The organism is Pseudohongiella sp. SYSU M77423 (assembly GCF_029911965.1).
In the GTDB taxonomy this organism is placed as follows: Bacteria; Pseudomonadota; Gammaproteobacteria; order Pseudomonadales; family Pseudohongiellaceae; genus Pseudohongiella.
Genome location: NZ_JARYTH010000002.1, coordinates 360,726 through 378,015 on the forward strand (window position 1 = coordinate 360,726; position 17,290 = coordinate 378,015).

Sequence of the window (17,290 nt, forward strand, 5' to 3'; positions counted from 1 at the left end):
ATTCTTGGTAAATTTTTTGATGTCAGCCGTGCCCTGCCGTCATTTACAGCAGTCGAGTCACATCGTTATACAGGGCCAACATCATGATACCCCCGATCATCAGCAATCCCAGTTGCAAGCCCATCGCCTGAACGCGCTCTGGCACGGGACGGCGTATGATAGCTTCTATGGTGTAATACAACAAATGACCTCCATCGAGCACCGGTATGGGCAGCAGATTAAGCACGCCCAGACTTATGCTGAGGATTGCCAAAAAGCCGAGATATACTTCCAGACCATATGTCGCCGTTTCACCAGCAACCTGCGCAATGGTAATTGGACCATTAATATTCTTGACGGAAATCAGCCCGACAACCATCTTTTTGATTGAGTCGAGCACGAACACCGACTTGTCCCAGGTTTCCACTACCGCCGGGACAATCGCAGTCAGCGGGTTGTAAGACACCTCGCGGCGATGCTCCGGTGGCAGGCTTCCGTACAGATCAAATGCCTGCACACCAGCCCCGATCACACCAATTCGACTGCCATCCTGCGCCTGCCCGACGTCTGGCACCAAAGTCAACGCCACCTCGGACGCTCCGCGTTGGACAACAACTTCCAGAGGCAGTTCCGCAGAGCCTCGAACGATATTGACCCATTGCATCCAGTCGGTCACTGTCTCGCCATCAGCCGCAACTATCCGATCCCCGGATTGCAGGCCTCCTGTCTCGGCAGCTCCACCCGGCACAACCATGTCGATAATCGGAGGAATCTCATACTGCACGATGCCCAGTTCAACAAGCGGGTTGGGTTCGGTGGTGTCCGACAACCAGCTGTTGATAGACAGACTGTACTCGTTGACGGCATCGCTGTTGCCTGGTGATGCCGAAATACTCACGGCGCCGCTCTCGCCCATTCTATCGAGCAGCGCCATGACCACCTGCTGCCAGATGTCCACGGGTTGACCATCGACGGCCAGTATTTCGTCACCCGGGCGCAGACCGGCCTGCCATGCCGGTGATTCAGTTTCCACGTTGGCAATCACCGGCGCAATACCACGCTGGCCGTAGGCAACATTGATTACCCAGAACACCAGAATCGCGAGCAGGAAGTTGGCCAGTGGCCCCGCCGCTACAATGGCAAATCGCTGCCAGATGGGTTTGTAGTTAAAAGCCATGTGGCGCTGCGATTCGGGAACCGAGCTGCCGGCTTCCGCATTGGTGTCTTCCTGGCCAAGCATCTTCACATAACCACCCAGCGGAATCGGGGCTATGACGTACTCAGTGCCATCCTTGCCTACCCAGGTTTTTACCGCCTTGCCGAACCCAATGGAGAAGCGCAGCACTTTGACGCCACAGCGCCTGGCCACCCAGAAGTGTCCAAACTCGTGAATGGTAACGAGAATGCCCAGGGTGACAATCAGGGCCAATATATTGACTATCAGGGTTTGCAGCATAAACTCCACCGGATTGTTATGCAGTGCGTGAGCGCCTTTGCAAGGTGGCAACCAATTCGCCTGCCACCGACCTCGCCTGCGTATCCATCTCTTGAATCATAGCCAGTGAGACCGGCCCGCGACAAGTTATTTGCTCAAGTGTGGCGGCGATGATACGTGATATGTCAGTAAACGCCACCCGTCTGCCCAGGAATGCAGCCACCGCCACTTCATTGGCAGCATTAAGCACTGCCGGCGAGGCGCCACCGCGCTTGGCCGCTTCGATTCCCAGTTCAAGACAGGGAAAGCGTGTCATGTCAGGCCGCATAAACTGAAGATCCGGACCTGCCGCAAGGTCAAGAAAGCTCGCGCCGGAGCTGATCCGGGACGGCCAGCCCAGTGCATGAGCAATGGGCACACGCATATCAGGGCTGCCCAGCTGGGCCAGCACCGACCCGTCTTCGTACTCAACCATGGAATGGACGATACTCTGCGGATGAACGAGGACATCAACACGGTCCGGGGCAAGGTCGAACAGGTAGCAGGCCTCGATAAACTCCAGTCCCTTATTCATCATGGTTGCCGAATCGACTGAAATTTTGCGCCCCATTGACCAGTTCGGGTGCTTGCAGGCCTGTTCCGGGGTTACCCGGTCAAGCTGACTGGTGTCGGCGCTCAGGAATGGCCCACCGCTGGCTGTCAGTATCACTTTGCGGATACCGGCCTTCAACAGCTTGGCTTCCCCCTGCTGAGCTGAGGCAGGCAGACACTGAAAGATTGCATTGTGCTCACTGTCTATTGGCAGGATTGTCGCCTGGCTTTCCCGGGCAGCCTGCATAAACAGCTCACCGGCCATGACCAGAGCTTCCTTGTTTGCGAGCAACACCAGCTTGCCGCTTGATGCCGCAGCCAATGCCGGAAGCATTCCGACCGCGCCGACAATGGCAGCCATGACGGCGTCAACTTCCGCGGCGCTGGCTACCTGCGACTGGGCTTCCACACCGCCGAGGACCACTGTTTCGCTCCCAGCAGACTGCAAGGCCTGTCGAAGCTGCTGCGCGGCATCAGCATCAGTCATGACGGCATAAGCAGGTGCGAACTCAAGACATTGCTGCGTCATCAACTGGTGATTGGTGTTTGCCGTCAGGGCATAAATAGAGAACTGCGGATTTTTGCGGACCACATCCAGCGTGCTGACGCCAACCGAGCCGGTAGACCCGAGTACCGTCAATCGCTTTTCAGTTACGTTCACAGGACCTCCGGCATGGCGCGGAGCAGGATCAGGGCAAGCACAAATACGGGTGTAGCAGCCATCAGGCTATCGATACGATCAAGCACACCACCATGACCCGGCAGACTGCGGCCACTGTCTTTAATACCGCGATGTCGTTTGAGCATGCTCTCGAAAAGGTCTCCGACCACCGACAGAACGGCCAGCAGCACCGCCAGGCACATCAACAGCGCCCATAAATCAATACTCAGGGGCTGACGACTGTGCAGCCAGGCGAGCAGGAGCGCACTCAGGGCAACACAACTTGCCAGACCGCCCCAGAACCCGGCCCAGGATTTTTTCGGGCTCAAGGCTGGAGCCAGGCGTCTGTTACCCCATTTTCGACCGCTGAAATATGCTCCGATGTCGACAACACTGACCAGTGCCACCAGCACAAAAACCAGCACGCCCGAGGATTCAATCATCTTGAGGTAGTACAGTCCCAGCCAGGTAGGCAGCAGACAAAGCACACCGAGTGCGCCGATTTTCCAGCGCTGTTGCCAGCGATGCTGCCCACTGGGGTACTGTCTGATAGTCCAGAAAACCCAGAACCAGAACAGTGTCGCGAAAGCCATCAGCATAGTGAGGGCCATTTCGTTGATTGAGGAAACTGCCGTACCCAGTGACTGACCAGCTACATCGAGATCTGCACCGGGTACTGATGAGCGTGACACCAGGAATAAGGTAAGCATCAGAATTGCAGCAAACCCCAGCGTCCAGACCGCCTGCTCAGCAGCGCGCCGCAGGCCCATCAGTTGCCCCCACTCCCAGAGCGCCGGCAGCAGAACCAGGCCAAGAAACACTGCAAAATATGGCGCTGGTAGCCAGGCGGTGCCAAGGTACAACCCGAGCAACATGACGATGGCTGTCAGAACTCTCTGCCTGAGCAATTCAAACCTCTAATTATTGTTCAATTCGTCGTCGCTACCAGATTGTCTGCCAAAACGGCGCTGTCGACGACTGTAATCATCCAATGCCAGCTGAAAAACCTGATCATTGAAGTCAGGCCAGAAGCACTCTGTAAAATAGAACTCAGTATAGGCGAACTGCCACAGCAAAAAATTGCTGATGCGTTGCTCGCCACCAGTTCGTATGCACAAATCCGGCTCCGGGACATCACCCAGACAGATGTGTTGCTGAAGCAGCTCAGGGGTGATATCAGATGCCGCAATCTCCCCTTGCTGAACTTTCTCAGCCATAACTCTGGCAGCCTGTGCGATATCCCAGCGCCCACCATAGTCAGCAGCAACAGTCACAACCGTCCCGGTATTATTGCGCGTCAGTTTTTCAACGTCATTCATATGCCTCTGCAGTCGGGGTGCAAAGGAACTACGATTGCCAATGAACTGCAGTCGCACATTACGCTCATGCATCATGCCGATTTCATGGCGCTGCAGGACATTCAGAAACAGCGCCATCAGGCCCTGTACTTCCTTGCGTGGCCGCAGCCAGTTTTCGCTGCTGAAGGCAAACAGGGTCAGATAGGGAATTCCACGATCCACACATCCAAACACCACGTCCCGGGCAATCTGCGCACCCACTCGATGCCCTACTGCACCACGCTCGCCGCGACTGCGGGCCCACCTGTTATTACCATCCATGATGATGGCAACATGCTGTGGCAAGCTGCGAGCGTCTGTCTGCGCGTCACCGTCCTTGTTCTGCATATCCGGTTCCACCCAGGGTTTCAGATTGACAGCAAGTCTTTCTCTTTCTCGCTGTATGTGGCTTCAACAGCCGCAATGTGTTTATCAGTCAACTTCTGGATGCGCTCTTCTGCACGGCGCTGCTCGTCTTCACTGATCTCCTTGTCCTTAAGCAGATCTTTGAGCGTGCTGTTGGCATCGCGGCGAATATTGCGGATTGCGACTCGCGCGTTTTCCGCTTCGGCCTTGGCCTGTTTGGTATATTCGCGACGGGTTTCTTCCGTCAGGGCTGGCATCGGTACACGGATGGACTCACCATTGTTGGATGGATTCAGGCCCAGATCTGATTTCATGATGGCTTTTTCGATATCACCAATCAGGGGGCGCTCCCAAGGAGTCACAACCAGCAGACGGCCTTCTTCAACGGTAATATTGGCCAGCTGGTTAAGCGGTGTGTCTGCCCCGTAGTACGGCACGTTTACACTGTCCAGGATGCCCGGATGGGCGCGCCCGGTCCGAATTTTATTAAACGCCAGCTCCAGCGACTGGATGGATTTGTCCATGCGCTCGCCGGCATCTTTGATGATCTCTTCAATCATTACGTTCCCCTGTCAGACTTCTGGTCGGACGACGCCAATCAGCGTGCCATCGGTTGTTCCCATTACATTATTCAACAGCGACCCGGGCTTCTGCATGTTGAACACGCAGACCGGAATATCGTGATCGCGCACCAGACAGATTGCTGTGAGGTCCATGACCCCCAGCTTCTTGTCGAGTACTTCATCATAAGTCAGGTAGTCGTATTTGACGGCATCTGGCACTCGCATTGGATCCGCAGAGTAAACGCCATCAACTTTTGTGGCTTTGAGCACCAGTTGTGCATCAATTTCGATGCCACGCAGGCAGGCTGCCGAGTCGGTGGTAAAAAATGGATTGCCGGTGCCAGCAGCGAAGATGACAACATCGCCATTACGCAGATGACGAATGGCGGCACGACGATCATAATGCTCCACCACGCCACTCATGGGTATCGCAGACATGACACGGGTTGAGATACCAGCCCTTTCAAGCGCATCACGCATCGCCAGCGCATTCATGACGGTTGCCAGCATACCCATATGGTCGCCGGTAACGCGCTCCATACCTGCCGAGTGCAACGCGGCGCCGCGGAACAGGTTGCCGCCACCGATAACCATGCCAACCTCAATGCCAAGGCCTATCAGCTGTCCAACCTCGACTGCCATACGGTCAAGCACTTTGGGATCGATACCGAAGTCGGCCTCGCCCGTCAGCGCTTCGCCGCTCAGTTTCAGGAGTATGCGTTTATACTTTTTATCCGCTTTTGCCATGGTTTACTCCAGTCAAGGGTTAGATTTAAGGACGCATCTCCAGTCAGCTGCTGTGGTCTGCAACCGGCGATTGCCGGCTGCAGAGCCAGTGAGCCAGATTTTACTGCTTTTTGGCAGCTGCTGCCTGCGCAGCAACTTCTTCAGCAAAATCGACAACTTCTTTCTCGATACCTTCACCGACTTCGTAGCGGACAAATCCGACCACATCAGCACCGGCTGCTTTCAGCAACGCGCCGACAGTCTGATCAGGATCCTTAACGAATGCCTGTTCCAGCAGTGTAATTTCTGACACGTATTTGCGAATGCGGCCTTCGATCATCTTGGCAATGATCTCTGCAGGCTTGCCACTCTCTGCCGCCTGGGCCGTGAAAATCTCCCGCTCTTTATCCAGAACTTCCTGGGGAACGTCATCAGCACGCACAACCATTGGGTTAACGGCCGCAACATGCATCGCTACATCTCGCGCCAGTTCAGCATTGCCACCGGACAGGGCGACCAGCACGGCAATACGGTTATTGCTGTGCACGTATGCGTCAACTACACCACCTGCAGGCGCTTCAACAACCTGAATACGACGCAGATTGATGTTCTCACCGATCTTCTGTACCAGCGCCTGACGCTCGTCTTCAATGCCGGAAGCCAGCAGCTTCTCGACGTCACTTTCCTTGCCAGCAAATGCCTGGTCAGTAATTTTGTTGGCAAAGCCCAGGAAGTTGTCATCACGTGCCACGAAGTCTGTTTCGCTGTTCACTTCGACCACAACTGCGTAGCTGCCATCGTCCGCCACACGCGTGATCACAACGCCTTCAGCAGCAGTACGACCGGCTTTCTTGGCTGCTTTCAGACCGCTTGACTTACGCAGGTCTTCAATCGCTTTTTCCATGTCGCCTTCGGCTTCAACCAGAGCCTTTTTGCAATCCATCATGCCCAGACCGGTGCGCTCACGCAGCTCCTTGACCATACCTGCTGTAATGTTAGCCATAATAAACGCCTCAAATTATCTCTATATTAATGTCTAAATACTTTGAATACTTTGAAAAAAAGGGGCCTAGCCCCTTTTCTTCGAAAAATGGAGTTACTCAACCGATGATGAATGCTGCCGTTTGCCGGCAGCATTCACGCAGCCATCAGGCAGACGCGCTGTTCTCGTCAGCTGCCGCTTCAGGCGCGCTGGCCTGTGCTGCTTCGTCTACTTCCACAAAATCGCTGTCACCCAGTTGGTTCCCCTGGTTACGGCCAGCCAGACAGGCGTCAGCCACAGCCCGCGCGTACAGTTCGATGGCGCGAATTGCGTCGTCGTTGCCGGGGATTGGGTAGTCGATACCATCTGGATTGCTGTTAGTGTCCACAACACCAATCACAGGGATTCGCAGGCTGTTGGCTTCAGTGATTGCAATGCGCTCGTGATCAACGTCAATCACGAACAATGCGTCTGGCAGTCCAGCCATATCCTTGATACCACCGATACTGCGCTCCAGCTTGTCTTTGTCGCGACGACGCATCAGCGCTTCTTTCTTGGTCAGACGCTCGAGTGTGCCGTCAGTTTCCTGGGCTTCCAGATCACGCAGACGCTTGATAGAACCACGAATGGTCTTGTAGTTGGTCAACATGCCACCCAGCCAGCGGTGGTCAACATAAGGCATGCCAGCACGCTCTGCCTGTTCCTTGATGATCTTGCCTGCCGCACGCTTGGTGCCAACAAACAGGATTTTCTTGTTGCGCGACGCAAGGCTCTGAATGGCCATCAGCGCGTCGGTGAATGCAGGAACAGTGTGCTCCAGGTTGATAATGTGAATCTTGTTACGGGCGCCGAAAATGTACGGCTTCATCTTCGGGTTCCAGTAGCGGGTCTGGTGGCCGAAATGAACGCCAGCCTTCAGCATGTCCTTCATGGATACTGCAGTCATGATAATTACCTTTTTACTTAGGGTTAGGCCTCCACACACCCCATGCTCCAACCCGTACCGATATGATCGTCGGGCACCCAGGAAACATGTGACGGTGCATGTGTGACATTATTTAGATTACGCTGTTGACCACCCTGCGGTGAGGGCCAGTTTTTCAGCGCGCGCTTTTATACCACAAAAGCTACCGCGCATAAAGAAAAACTGATTTAAATTGAACTCATTGCAGGATATGGGACAGAATGGTCAGGACAGTCAATTCCTCAATACATCCAGCACCAGTCCGATTTCAAAAGAGCGCCATGAACTCAAAGAAGCCGTCAAAAATCAGCCCCCTCAGAAACGCCATCAAGCTAGCCGCCTGCGCCGTGTCGCTAAGCACCGCACTGGCATCTCCCGCCATTGCCCAGCACGCTGTGATTACGATCTACCACCACGTATCTGACAGCACACCGCGCTCTACCAGCCTGACAGCCCAGGAACTGCGCACGCAACTGGAATACCTGCGTGATAATGATTTCGCGGTCTGGCCACTGGACCGTGTCATTGAGGCCCTCAAAAATCAGGAGCCGATGCCAGACAAGGTTGCGGCGCTGACCTTTGATGACGCCTACGAGTCGATCTACACCACAGGCTGGCCCATGCTGAAGGAATTTGGCTACCCCATGACACTGTTTGTCAGCACTCAACCAGTTGATGACGAACAGTCTGGATATCTGACCTGGCCACAGATACGCAAGATGGCTGACGAAGGCGTGATTATCGCTAATCACATGGTTTATCACCCGCACATGGTGGACGCCCAGCCGGGCGAGAGCGACGCAGGAAGACTGCAAAGATTGCGAGAGGAATTGTTGACAGCGGAATCGCGCATCGAAGAACAGACCGGACAGTCACACAAGATACTGGCCTACCCGTACGGTGAGTACGATCTGGAAATCCTCGACATGATCGAGTCGCTGGGGTTTACGGCACTAGCTCAAAACTCTGGCGCTGTTGGTTATCATTCGGATTTCCGGGCTCTGCCACGCTACCCATTGGCTGCCTCGTTCGCCGATATTGAGTCTGCTTCAACCAAACTGAATTCACTGGCCTTTGAGGTACGACACATCGATCCGGTCTCGCCAGTGACTGACAGCCGCCGCCCGGCAGTGACCATGCAGCTGGCAGGGGATTTTAACGTCAGTCAACTGGGATGTTACGCCAATGGTCAGCCCATGGAGCTGGAGTGGCTGGATCGAGAAGCGGTGCATTTCCGTATTCAGCCAGCCGAAGGCCAGGAGTTCGCGATGCGGCGCTTCAACTATATCTGCACAGCACCGAAGCGTGGGACCAATCGCTACTACTGGTTCAGCAAGTTCTGGACGCGAAGCACCCCTGATAATGCCGATTGAGTACTCAGGACTTGTCGCGATGACGCAACTGATTGATGCGAATGATGTCCTGCAACTCTGACACATAAGCCTGACCACGCTCAGAATAACGTGTCAGACCACGAGCCAGAACCAGCGAGTCCAGCGGCATATCACGCATGCGCATGGCTTCGCGCAGCACTCGAAGATCTTCATAACTGCGGTGAGTATTAAGGTTGCGGAAATAAGCACGCACAGAGGCCTGCACGCTGGCAAACGCACGTACTTCATGCGACCGTGACTCGCCGCGACGTCTGGGAACCAGCCCGCAGCCTTCATCGAAGCACCACTGACCAAAGATGTTATTACCCTCACGGGCGAAGCGGGACGTACCCCAGCCTGATTCGTTCGCGGCCTGAGCGAGCACCAGTGATTTAGGCAGAACATCAACGCGGCGCACCAGCTCGCGACCCACACTCAGGCGCCCTTCAGCACTACTCAGGTCAGCATCATCAAGACGGTATTCCGCCGCTATCTCGGCAAAACGCTCCTGTTCGACTGCTGACAGGGGCATACCGTCACGAACCACTTCCCACATCGGCATCAGTTCCGCACGGGTGGCGGCGATACGTCGGTTTTCGTTCTCTACATAACTGCTGAGAAACTCAAAAAATGCTTCTTTGCGCGTATCAACATCACCGAGCGATTCAAAATCAGGCATTTCCGGGCTGACCACGGTGGCCTCCCCGGTTGCTTCGTTTTGCGTGTGATCGAAAATGATGCGCTCGTCCACCACAGGATCGGTCTGTCGGTACTGGGCGAAAGCGGTAAAGGTAAACACGGCAAGTGCGCTGACACACGCGGTGCGCGCAATAGCAGGCAAACGGGGATGTCGGAGTAAATCAAACACGATTATCATTCCTCTATCGTTGTGTCACTCAGCAGCGCTTTAAACTTCGCTTTTTCTCTCGCTTGTCTGAGGACCGGTTAATCTCACTATAAGGTATTGATAATTATTGTTTTACTCTTGCTTTAGCTAGCATTCACGACACATCCTGCGAACACGAATGGGCGGCACATTAACGGAATTTGCCTTTCCTGGCAAGCTTCATCCACTCAGACTGCCACCTCGACAATCCGGTGAAGCAGCAACCGCCCCCCCCTTTTCTGACCACTCCTCAGGGGTATACAGATGCATCGCCAACGCGTGCACACCATCTTTTAATTCGCTGGCCAGCACCTGATAGACCAACTGGTGTCGCTTTACCGCGTTCAGGCCAATGAACTGCGGTGACGCCAGAATCAACTTGAAATGAGACTCTGTGGCTGGTCCGCTGTGCCGATGACTTTCATTAATCAGCTCAAAATGTTCGGGCGACAAATCGGCAATCACCCTCCGGTGTATACGTTGCTGCATAGGTCCTGATGTCATCTGCTATACACCCTCCCGATCTTTTCTGTCACCTACTATCTATCGACATTTGCGGCAAAAGACCCGCAAACTGTCTGATGATGCGTTTTACTGTTAAAGCCAGAGTATAACACGACGCAAGTCTTACCCCCGATGTAACGTCGAGCACGACAGATTATTCCAACGTGTTATCATGCGCCCCCGCACTGACATCCTGAACCTCCCGCACTATGACGATATCCTGGTATCCCGGACATATGTTCAAGGCCAACAAGGAACTGGCCAAACTGATAGAACAGGTCGATGTAGTCATTGAAGTACTCGATGCCCGCATGCCTGCAGCAAGCAGCAACCCTCTGCTGCACAAGATGCGCCGACAGCATCACAAACCCTGCCTCCATATACTGAACAAGGCTGACCTCGCCAATCCGGACGCGACACGCGCCTGGGTGAAACACCTGACGCGCGCCGGTGAGAGCTCAGCACTTCCCAATGGCACTGGCCAGCTCCTGTTTCCGGCCACCATTGTGACGCACTGCCAGCGCCTGGCCCAACACCAGAAACGCCGCTACAGCGCTGCGATTATTGGCATCCCCAATGTTGGCAAATCCACTTTGTTGAATCAGATAAGCGGTCGCAAACTGGCTAAAACCGGCAACGAACCCGCCGTGACCAAGAACCAGCAACGCATCAAACTCAATGATCAGTGGTTCCTGTTCGACACGCCGGGCGTTCTCTGGCCCCGCCTGGAAGATCAGGACGCGGCCTACCGACTGGCGGCCGCTGGCGCGATCCGCAACACCGCCATAGTGTTTGAGGATGTTGCCATGGAAGCTGCCGAGTTTCTGCTCCGGGATTTTCCGGAGGCACTTATAGAGCGATACCGCATACAGCCGCTTCCCGACTCAGCAGAAGAGTTCATGAGCATACTGGCCGAGCGTCGTGCCTGTCGGACCCAGCGCGGTGACACCGACTGGCACAGAGTATCGGAAATACTCCTGCATGACTTTCGGGAAGGTAAACTTGGCCGGCTGACACTGGAACTGCCTCCTGAAGAGTCTCCCAATCAAACATTAAATGGCGAACCACCCGCAGGAACACCCGAAACTCATGCCTGAAGCACGTATTTTCGCACTGGGACAGAGATGGATCAGCGACACAGAGCCAGAATTAGGGCTTGGCATAGTAACCGATCTCGATCACCGCACAGTGACAGTCGCCTTTCGCTCATGCCAGCAAACCCGTCGTTATGCTCAGGCCCAGGCGCCTCTGACCCGCTTACGACTCGCTTCGGGGGACCCCGTCAGCCTTCCCGGCTCCGGCGACGAGCCGCCGCTTGACGCAGTCATTGAAGCCCGCCACGAAGGTAGTCACCACACCTTCGTTTACATGGTCAGTGTCAATGACGGGCCGCCCCAGCCTTTGCCAGAGCAGGCCTTACCTGACGCACTGAGTATGAACCGGCCACTGGATCGTTTACTGGCTGGCCAGTACGAGTCGGCGACATGGTTTGAGCTGCGGCGACGAACCAGCGACCTGCTTCAGCGCGCCCAGAGCAGCGGCCTGATGGGCCTGTGCAGCGCGCGCGCCGACCTGATTCCACACCAGTATTATATTGCCAGCGAAGTCGCCAACCGCTACGCACCGCGCGTTATGCTGGCTGACGAAGTGGGACTGGGCAAAACGATAGAGGCAGGCCTGATTCTGCAGCAGCAGTTGACTCTGGGACTGGCAAGCCGCGTTCTGATAGTGGTTCCAGAGCCGCTACTGCACCAGTGGCTGGTGGAAATGCTGCGACGCTTTAATCTGCTGTTCACCATCATTGATGAGCCGCGCTACCAGGCGTTAATCGAAAGCGGCGAGGACAATCCCTTCGCCACCAGTCAGCTGGTGTTATGCCCCCTGTCGCTATTACTCAACTCCCCCGCACATCTGGCGAGTGCCCGGTCGGTAGAGTGGGATCTGTGCATTGTTGATGAGGCACATCACCTGCAACTACAACTGGAAAGTTCGCCTGCACAGGCCTTGCCCGATACCGAAGCCTATCAGGCACTGGCGAGTCTGGCTGCCACCACAAAAGGACTGTTACTGCTGTCGGCAACGCCTGAACAAATGGGTCAGTCGAATTTTTTCGCGCTGCTAAGGCTGATCGACCCCGCCCGGTTTAACGATTTTGAGCAGTTTCAGGCTGAACAGCACCGCTATCAGGAAATCGCCGAACGAATAGAAAAAATCAGGAATACCTCGCCAGTGGATAGCGACGAAATCCGTCGATTGCTGGACCAGCATGGCACAGGGCGAATCCTGTTCAGGAATACTCGGCGTGCCCTCGGCAACATGCCCGAGCGCGAACTGCACGCCTGGCCTTTGCCAGCCTCGGCTGAGTCGGCGCAACCCAGGACGGGCAAGTCGGCAAACTCTGACACTGATCCTCGTCTTGCCTGGCTGCGACAGTGGCTGGACGACCATCGCAGCAAGACACTGCTGATATGCTCTGATGATGCCACTGTCATGACGCTGGAAGAACAGCTCCGGCTGGCTGGCGTACGCTGCAGTGTCTTTCACCGCGGCATGAGCCTGCTGGAGCGTGACCGGGCTGCCGCCTACTTCGCCAGCGATGAGCCTGACGCGGCGCGCATACTGATCTGTTCAGAGATAGGCAGTGAAGGCCGCAACTTCCAGTTCTGTCGCAACCTGATTCTATATGATTTGCCCGGCAGTCCCGATGTGCTGGAGCAGCGCATCGGCAGACTGGATCGAATCGGACAGACCCACACCATCCAGATTCATGTGCCCTACCAGCGCAATACCTCTCAGGAGGTACTGTTCAACTGGTATCACCGGGCACTGAACGCCTTTTGCCAGATTGCACCGGGAGCCTGGCAAACCTGGGCTGCGTTCCGTGAGCAGCTTCAGCGCTGCATTCACCTCGCCGATAGCGGGCAGGATGTTCAGACTGCTGGAATTGAGGGCTTTCTGGACGCCGCCAGAGCGCATCACGAGGGCGTGTGCCAATCGTTGGAGCACGGACGAGACCAGCTGCTGGATATGAACTCGTTTGACGCCGCCGCAGCGCAGACAATCATCTCAGCCATCCAGCAGTTTGAAGCCAACAGCTCACTGGACAGCTGGCTTATAGACGTTCTCGATCACTATGGCGTCTTTAATGAGCGCCACAGCGACGGCAGCATCACCATCGTCCCCAGCGAAGACATGCTGATACCTGCATTTCCCGGGCTGCCGGACGCCGGCATTGACGCCTGTTTCGACCGCCAGCTGGCGCTGGTCCGGGACGACCTGGCCCACCTGACCTGGCAGCATCCCATGGTAATTGGTGCATTGGACCTGGTCCTGGCTACCACGCATGGCAATGCCTGTATCAGCACATCGAGCAGCGACCGGACCACGAACCCGAATCAGCCGAGAACCGGTGAGTTCGTGCTACAACTACTGTACCGGATCAGGGTCGACGCGCCGGCGCAGCTGCAGTTGCAAAAATACCTCACTGACAGCGCAATCAATGTCACACTGACACTGAATGAGGAAGGTGAGCCGGTCACATTGACATCTGCTTACCCCGGCAGCACACAACAGGCCGTTGAGCGTTCCGCTGCGACACAGTTCCTTGAGGAAAACCGACAGTCCCTGCTGGACCTGCTGCAAACGGGCAATCAGCTGGCAAGCGAACAGTGCAAACAGCTAACCAGCCAGACAAGCAAGACCATGCTTGAGGCCCAGATGCAGGAAATTAAACGACTGCTTGCATTAAAGCAGCGCAATCCCAATATACGAGACGAGGAAATTCAGTTCCTGAAGGACCAGACCCTGGCATTGCACACCTGCCTGTCTGGCGCAAAAGCCGAACTGACAGCCCTCCACCTGGTAATCATGAATTAAAAGAGGACATCGCCCGTAATGAGTCAAACCTCCAGTCAGCAAATGCCATCGCAGACTCACCCCAGCTTTCAGTGGCTGCGCAGCCATGCCATCCCCTCTTTGCAGCTGGAGGTCCAGGAGTTTGAACATATAAAAACCGGAGCGCGCCACTATCACCTGGCGTCTGACAACCCGGAGAATGTTTTTATGGTGGCGCTGCGCACCCTGCCAATGGACTCGACCGGTGTCGCCCATATCCTTGAACACACAGCACTGTGTGGCAGTGAGAAATATCCGGTTCGCGACCCCTTCTTCATGATGATCAGGCGTTCACTCAATACCTTCATGAACGCCTTCACCAGCAGTGACTGCACCGCCTACCCATTTGCAAGCAAAAACAGAAAAGACTTTAACAACCTGCTGCAGGTTTATATGGATGCAGTGTTTTTCTCGAATCTTGACGAACTGGACTTTGCCCAGGAAGGCCATCGACTGGCATTTGCAGAAGACAGCAACCCGGATAGTGATCTGCAATACAAGGGCGTTGTATTTAATGAAATGAAAGGTGCCATGAGCTCTGCCACGGCTCGCCTGTGGCAGACCGTCACCAGCTATCTGTTCCCGACCAGCACCTACCACTACAACAGCGGTGGTGAGCCGACTCATATCCCGGATCTCAGTTATGCTCAGCTCAAGCGTTTCTACGAGACACACTACCACCCCAGTAACGCCATCTTCATGACTTACGGGGATATCCCGGCCCACGAGCTCCAGGAGCAGTTCGAGGACCTCGCCCTGAAGCGCTTTGAACGCCTGTCCATAAAATTTGCGGCCACTGACGAAAAACGCTATCTGGCGCCGATCCGGGTGCAGGAGTCCTACGCGGTAGACGCTGAAGAAGGTACAAGTGACAAAACCCATGTGGTCACGGCCTGGCTGCTTGGCAAGAGCACCAACCTGACTGAATTATTTCGCGCTCAATTGCTGAGCTCAGTCCTGCTGGACAACAGTGCAAGCCCGCTGATGTCTGCATTGGAGACATCAGAGCTTGGTCAGTCGCCCTCACCTCTGTGTGGCCTGGAGGACAGCAATCGTGAGATGAGCTTTATCTGCGGCCTTGAAGGCTGCTCTGAGGATGCCACCAGTGACGTTGAATCATTGATCGTCGAAACGCTGGAGCGACTCGCGGAAACGGGCGTGGACAGTGAACAGGTAGACGCAGCCCTGCATCAGCTCGAACTGCACCAGCGAGAAATATCGGGTGATTCCTGGCCTTACGGACTTCAGTTGATGATGTCAGCACTGTCGACCGCCGTGCATCGCGGTGATCCTATACAGGTACTGGATATTGAAACCGCCCTCACACAACTGCGGGAAGATGTCGCACAACCAGGGTTCATCCAGGGCCTGATCAAACAGCTGCTGCTGAACAATCCGCACCGCGTCACATTGACTCTCACACCCGATGCAGGGCTTGCACAGCGTGAAATTGACGCCGAAACGGCGCGGCTGCAGGCCATCAAAGAGCAGCTCGACGATGATGAGAAAAAGGCCATCATTGAGTTGAACCGCCGGCTGGCGGAACGCCAGGCGCAGCAGGATGATCCGGGAATTCTGCCCAAGGTTGGCCTTGAAGATGTGCCTCCGGAACTGCCGGTCATCGAGTCCCGACAGCTCAAGACAGCTCAGGGTACACCATTGACCTGGTATGCCCAGGGCACCAATGGCCTTGCGTACCAGCAGATTGTTGTCGATCTGCCCGAACTCGAACCCGAGCTGCTGGATGTTCTGCCCTTGTACACCAGCATTTATACCGAGCTCGGCGTGGGATCACGCGACTACAGCTCTGTACAGACCTGGCAGGCCAGTGTCAGTGGCGGCCTGAACTGCTACGCCAGTATCCGCAGTTCTCTGGAAAGCGAACAAAAATCCAAAGCCATTCTGATACTGTCATCGAAGTCGCTGCTTGATCGGCACGCTGACATGACAACGCTGCTTTATGAGACGTTTTTTAATGCCCGCTTCGATGAAACCAGGCGTATCCAGGAACTGCTATCCCAGATCAGTGCCCGGCAGCAGTCCAGTGTCACCGGTCGCGGACACAGCCTGGCCGTCTCGCTGGCCGCCAGCCGCATGAGCCCAACGGCCGCGTTGAACCATCGATTCACTGGCCTGGCGGCAATAAAAAACCTCAAAGAAATGATCAAGTCCGATGCTTATGTCGATGAGCTGACTGAAAAATTCCAGCGTATACAGCAGCGTCTGACAGCAGCACCACGGCGATTCCTGCTGATTGGTGAGGAAGCGCACCAGCAGACCCTGGTGCAGCAGCTGGATCAATGCTGGCGTGATGCGCCGCAAGTGGAAAGCTCGCACAAGCCACTGGTATTACCAGAGCTGCGCGACAGTACTGCTGAATTGTGGACCACCAACAGCCAGGTCAATTTCTGCGCCAAAGCCTATCCAACGGTACCAGGAGGTCATCCTGACCACCCTGCCCTGTGTGTGCTGGCCGGTGTACTGCGCAATGCCTACCTGCACCGTGCCATCCGCGAACAGGGTGGCGCCTATGGGGCGGGTGCGGAGCAGGATTCAGGATCGGCCTCGTTCCGGTTCTTCTCCTACCGCGACCCGCGTCTGGCAGACACGCTGACTGACTTTGACCAGTCTGTCAGCTGGCTGCTTAACGAGACACACCAGCATCAACTGGTGGAAGAAGCGATTCTGGGCGTGATCAGCGGCATGGACAGATCCACGTCACCGGCGGGGGCGGCCAAGCAGGACTATTACAATAATGAGTTTGGTCGCACACGAGAAACCCGCATGGCATTCAGAAAAGCCGTGCTTGCGGTCACCATGGAGGATCTGGTCCGCGTCGCACGCCGCTACCTGATACCGGGCAACGCCAGCACTGGTGTTGTCAGCAGCAGCTCTCAGCGCAAAGTCGCCGAACAACTGAGCTTAACGATTAAAGCGCTGTAAAACGGTATGTGAAATTTTTTTTGGTCAGGATGGAACTTTTAAAAACGGTTCCAGTCTGAGTAAGTGTAGGTAGATTGCAGACAAAA

The 17,290-nt window shown here is 55.3% G+C and carries 14 protein-coding genes; 4 read left to right on the forward strand and 10 right to left on the reverse strand.

Features of this window, described 5'->3' with window-relative positions; all coding sequences use genetic code 11:
• Window positions 1–43: 43 nt before the first annotated feature.
• From rseP to rpsB, 8 genes are all read right to left on the reverse strand, one after another.
• On the reverse strand, window positions 44–1,435 hold the full coding sequence (rseP, locus tag QGM61_RS05500) for an RIP metalloprotease RseP (protein WP_237134005.1): 1,392 nt from the start codon (window positions 1,433–1,435) through the stop codon (window positions 44–46).
• 16 nt (window positions 1,436–1,451) lie between these two features.
• Window positions 1,452–2,666, reverse strand: a complete 1,215-nt coding sequence (ispC, locus tag QGM61_RS05505) for a 1-deoxy-D-xylulose-5-phosphate reductoisomerase (RefSeq protein ID WP_281132247.1) — start codon at window positions 2,664–2,666, stop codon at window positions 1,452–1,454.
• The gene (locus QGM61_RS05510; protein ID WP_237134003.1) at window positions 2,663–3,574 is read right to left on the reverse strand and encodes a phosphatidate cytidylyltransferase; all 912 of its coding nucleotides are present in this window, start codon (window positions 3,572–3,574) and stop codon (window positions 2,663–2,665) included. Before QGM61_RS05510 ends, ispC begins: the two co-directional genes overlap by 4 nt.
• A 9-nt stretch (window positions 3,575–3,583) precedes the next feature.
• Window positions 3,584–4,351 (reverse strand): polyprenyl diphosphate synthase, encoded by a 768-nt coding sequence (uppS, locus tag QGM61_RS05515; protein WP_237134002.1) that lies wholly within the window; start codon window positions 4,349–4,351, stop codon window positions 3,584–3,586.
• A gap of 20 nt (window positions 4,352–4,371) precedes the next feature.
• Window positions 4,372–4,929 carry a ribosome recycling factor gene (gene frr, locus QGM61_RS05520; protein ID WP_237134001.1) on the reverse strand — a complete coding sequence of 186 codons (558 nt, stop codon included), beginning with the start codon at window positions 4,927–4,929 and terminating at the stop codon, window positions 4,372–4,374.
• Window positions 4,930–4,941: 12 nt separating this feature from the next.
• Window positions 4,942–5,679, reverse strand: a complete 738-nt coding sequence (gene pyrH, locus QGM61_RS05525; protein ID WP_237134000.1) for a UMP kinase — start codon at window positions 5,677–5,679, stop codon at window positions 4,942–4,944.
• 100 nt (window positions 5,680–5,779) lie between these two features.
• Complete coding sequence (gene tsf, locus QGM61_RS05530; protein ID WP_237133999.1) at window positions 5,780–6,661, reverse strand: translation elongation factor Ts; 882 nt, start codon at window positions 6,659–6,661, stop codon at window positions 5,780–5,782.
• Between the two features lie 145 nt (window positions 6,662–6,806).
• Window positions 6,807–7,586, reverse strand: coding sequence for a 30S ribosomal protein S2 (rpsB, locus tag QGM61_RS05535; RefSeq protein WP_237133998.1), 780 nt, complete (start codon window positions 7,584–7,586; stop codon window positions 6,807–6,809).
• Between the two features lie 299 nt (window positions 7,587–7,885).
• On the opposite strand from rpsB, the gene QGM61_RS05540 reads away from it, so the two are divergent.
• A complete protein-coding gene (locus tag QGM61_RS05540) occupies window positions 7,886–8,977 on the forward strand; it encodes a polysaccharide deacetylase family protein (protein ID WP_281132248.1) in 1,092 nt (363 codons plus the stop codon).
• 4 nt (window positions 8,978–8,981) lie between these two features.
• Here QGM61_RS05540 and QGM61_RS05545 read toward each other — a convergent pair whose 3' ends face one another.
• Complete coding sequence (locus tag QGM61_RS05545) at window positions 8,982–9,845, reverse strand: glucosaminidase domain-containing protein (protein ID WP_281132249.1); 864 nt, start codon at window positions 9,843–9,845, stop codon at window positions 8,982–8,984.
• A 198-nt stretch (window positions 9,846–10,043) separates the two neighbouring features.
• Entirely contained in the window at window positions 10,044–10,367 is a 324-nt protein-coding gene (locus QGM61_RS05550) for a BolA family protein (RefSeq protein WP_237133995.1), read from the reverse strand.
• A 209-nt stretch (window positions 10,368–10,576) separates the two neighbouring features.
• Here QGM61_RS05550 and ylqF point away from each other — a divergent pair, with 209 nt between their 5' ends.
• From ylqF to QGM61_RS05565, 3 genes are read left to right on the forward strand one after another with little or no spacing between them, the layout of a single operon-like run.
• On the forward strand, window positions 10,577–11,464 hold the full coding sequence (gene ylqF / locus QGM61_RS05555; RefSeq protein ID WP_237133994.1) for a ribosome biogenesis GTPase YlqF: 888 nt from the start codon (window positions 10,577–10,579) through the stop codon (window positions 11,462–11,464).
• On the forward strand, window positions 11,457–14,243 hold the full coding sequence (locus QGM61_RS05560) for an SNF2-related protein (protein WP_281132250.1): 2,787 nt from the start codon (window positions 11,457–11,459) through the stop codon (window positions 14,241–14,243). Before ylqF ends, QGM61_RS05560 begins: the two co-directional genes overlap by 8 nt.
• Before the next feature lie 18 nt (window positions 14,244–14,261).
• Window positions 14,262–17,204 carry an insulinase family protein gene (locus tag QGM61_RS05565; protein WP_281132251.1) on the forward strand — a complete coding sequence of 981 codons (2,943 nt, stop codon included), beginning with the start codon at window positions 14,262–14,264 and terminating at the stop codon, window positions 17,202–17,204.
• Window positions 17,205–17,290 lie beyond the last annotated feature (86 nt).

Excerpts from the sequence above, each read along its gene's own strand:
- rseP (WP_237134005.1), bottom strand. The coding sequence starts at position 1,435 with ATGCTGCAAACCCTGATAGTCAATATATTGGCCCTGATTGTCACCCTG.
- uppS (WP_237134002.1), bottom strand. The coding sequence starts at position 4,351 with ATGCAGAACAAGGACGGTGACGCGCAGACAGACGCTCGCAGCTTGCCA.
- frr (WP_237134001.1), bottom strand. The coding sequence starts at position 4,929 with ATGATTGAAGAGATCATCAAAGATGCCGGCGAGCGCATGGACAAATCC.
- pyrH (WP_237134000.1), bottom strand. The coding sequence starts at position 5,679 with ATGGCAAAAGCGGATAAAAAGTATAAACGCATACTCCTGAAACTGAGC.
- tsf (WP_237133999.1), bottom strand. The coding sequence starts at position 6,661 with ATGGCTAACATTACAGCAGGTATGGTCAAGGAGCTGCGTGAGCGCACC.
- rpsB (WP_237133998.1), bottom strand. The coding sequence starts at position 7,586 with ATGACTGCAGTATCCATGAAGGACATGCTGAAGGCTGGCGTTCATTTC.
- QGM61_RS05540 (WP_281132248.1), top strand. The coding sequence starts at position 7,886 with ATGAACTCAAAGAAGCCGTCAAAAATCAGCCCCCTCAGAAACGCCATC.
- QGM61_RS05550 (WP_237133995.1), bottom strand. The coding sequence starts at position 10,367 with ATGACATCAGGACCTATGCAGCAACGTATACACCGGAGGGTGATTGCC.
- ylqF (WP_237133994.1), top strand. The coding sequence starts at position 10,577 with ATGACGATATCCTGGTATCCCGGACATATGTTCAAGGCCAACAAGGAA.
- QGM61_RS05560 (WP_281132250.1), top strand. The coding sequence starts at position 11,457 with ATGCCTGAAGCACGTATTTTCGCACTGGGACAGAGATGGATCAGCGAC.
- QGM61_RS05565 (WP_281132251.1), top strand. The coding sequence starts at position 14,262 with ATGAGTCAAACCTCCAGTCAGCAAATGCCATCGCAGACTCACCCCAGC.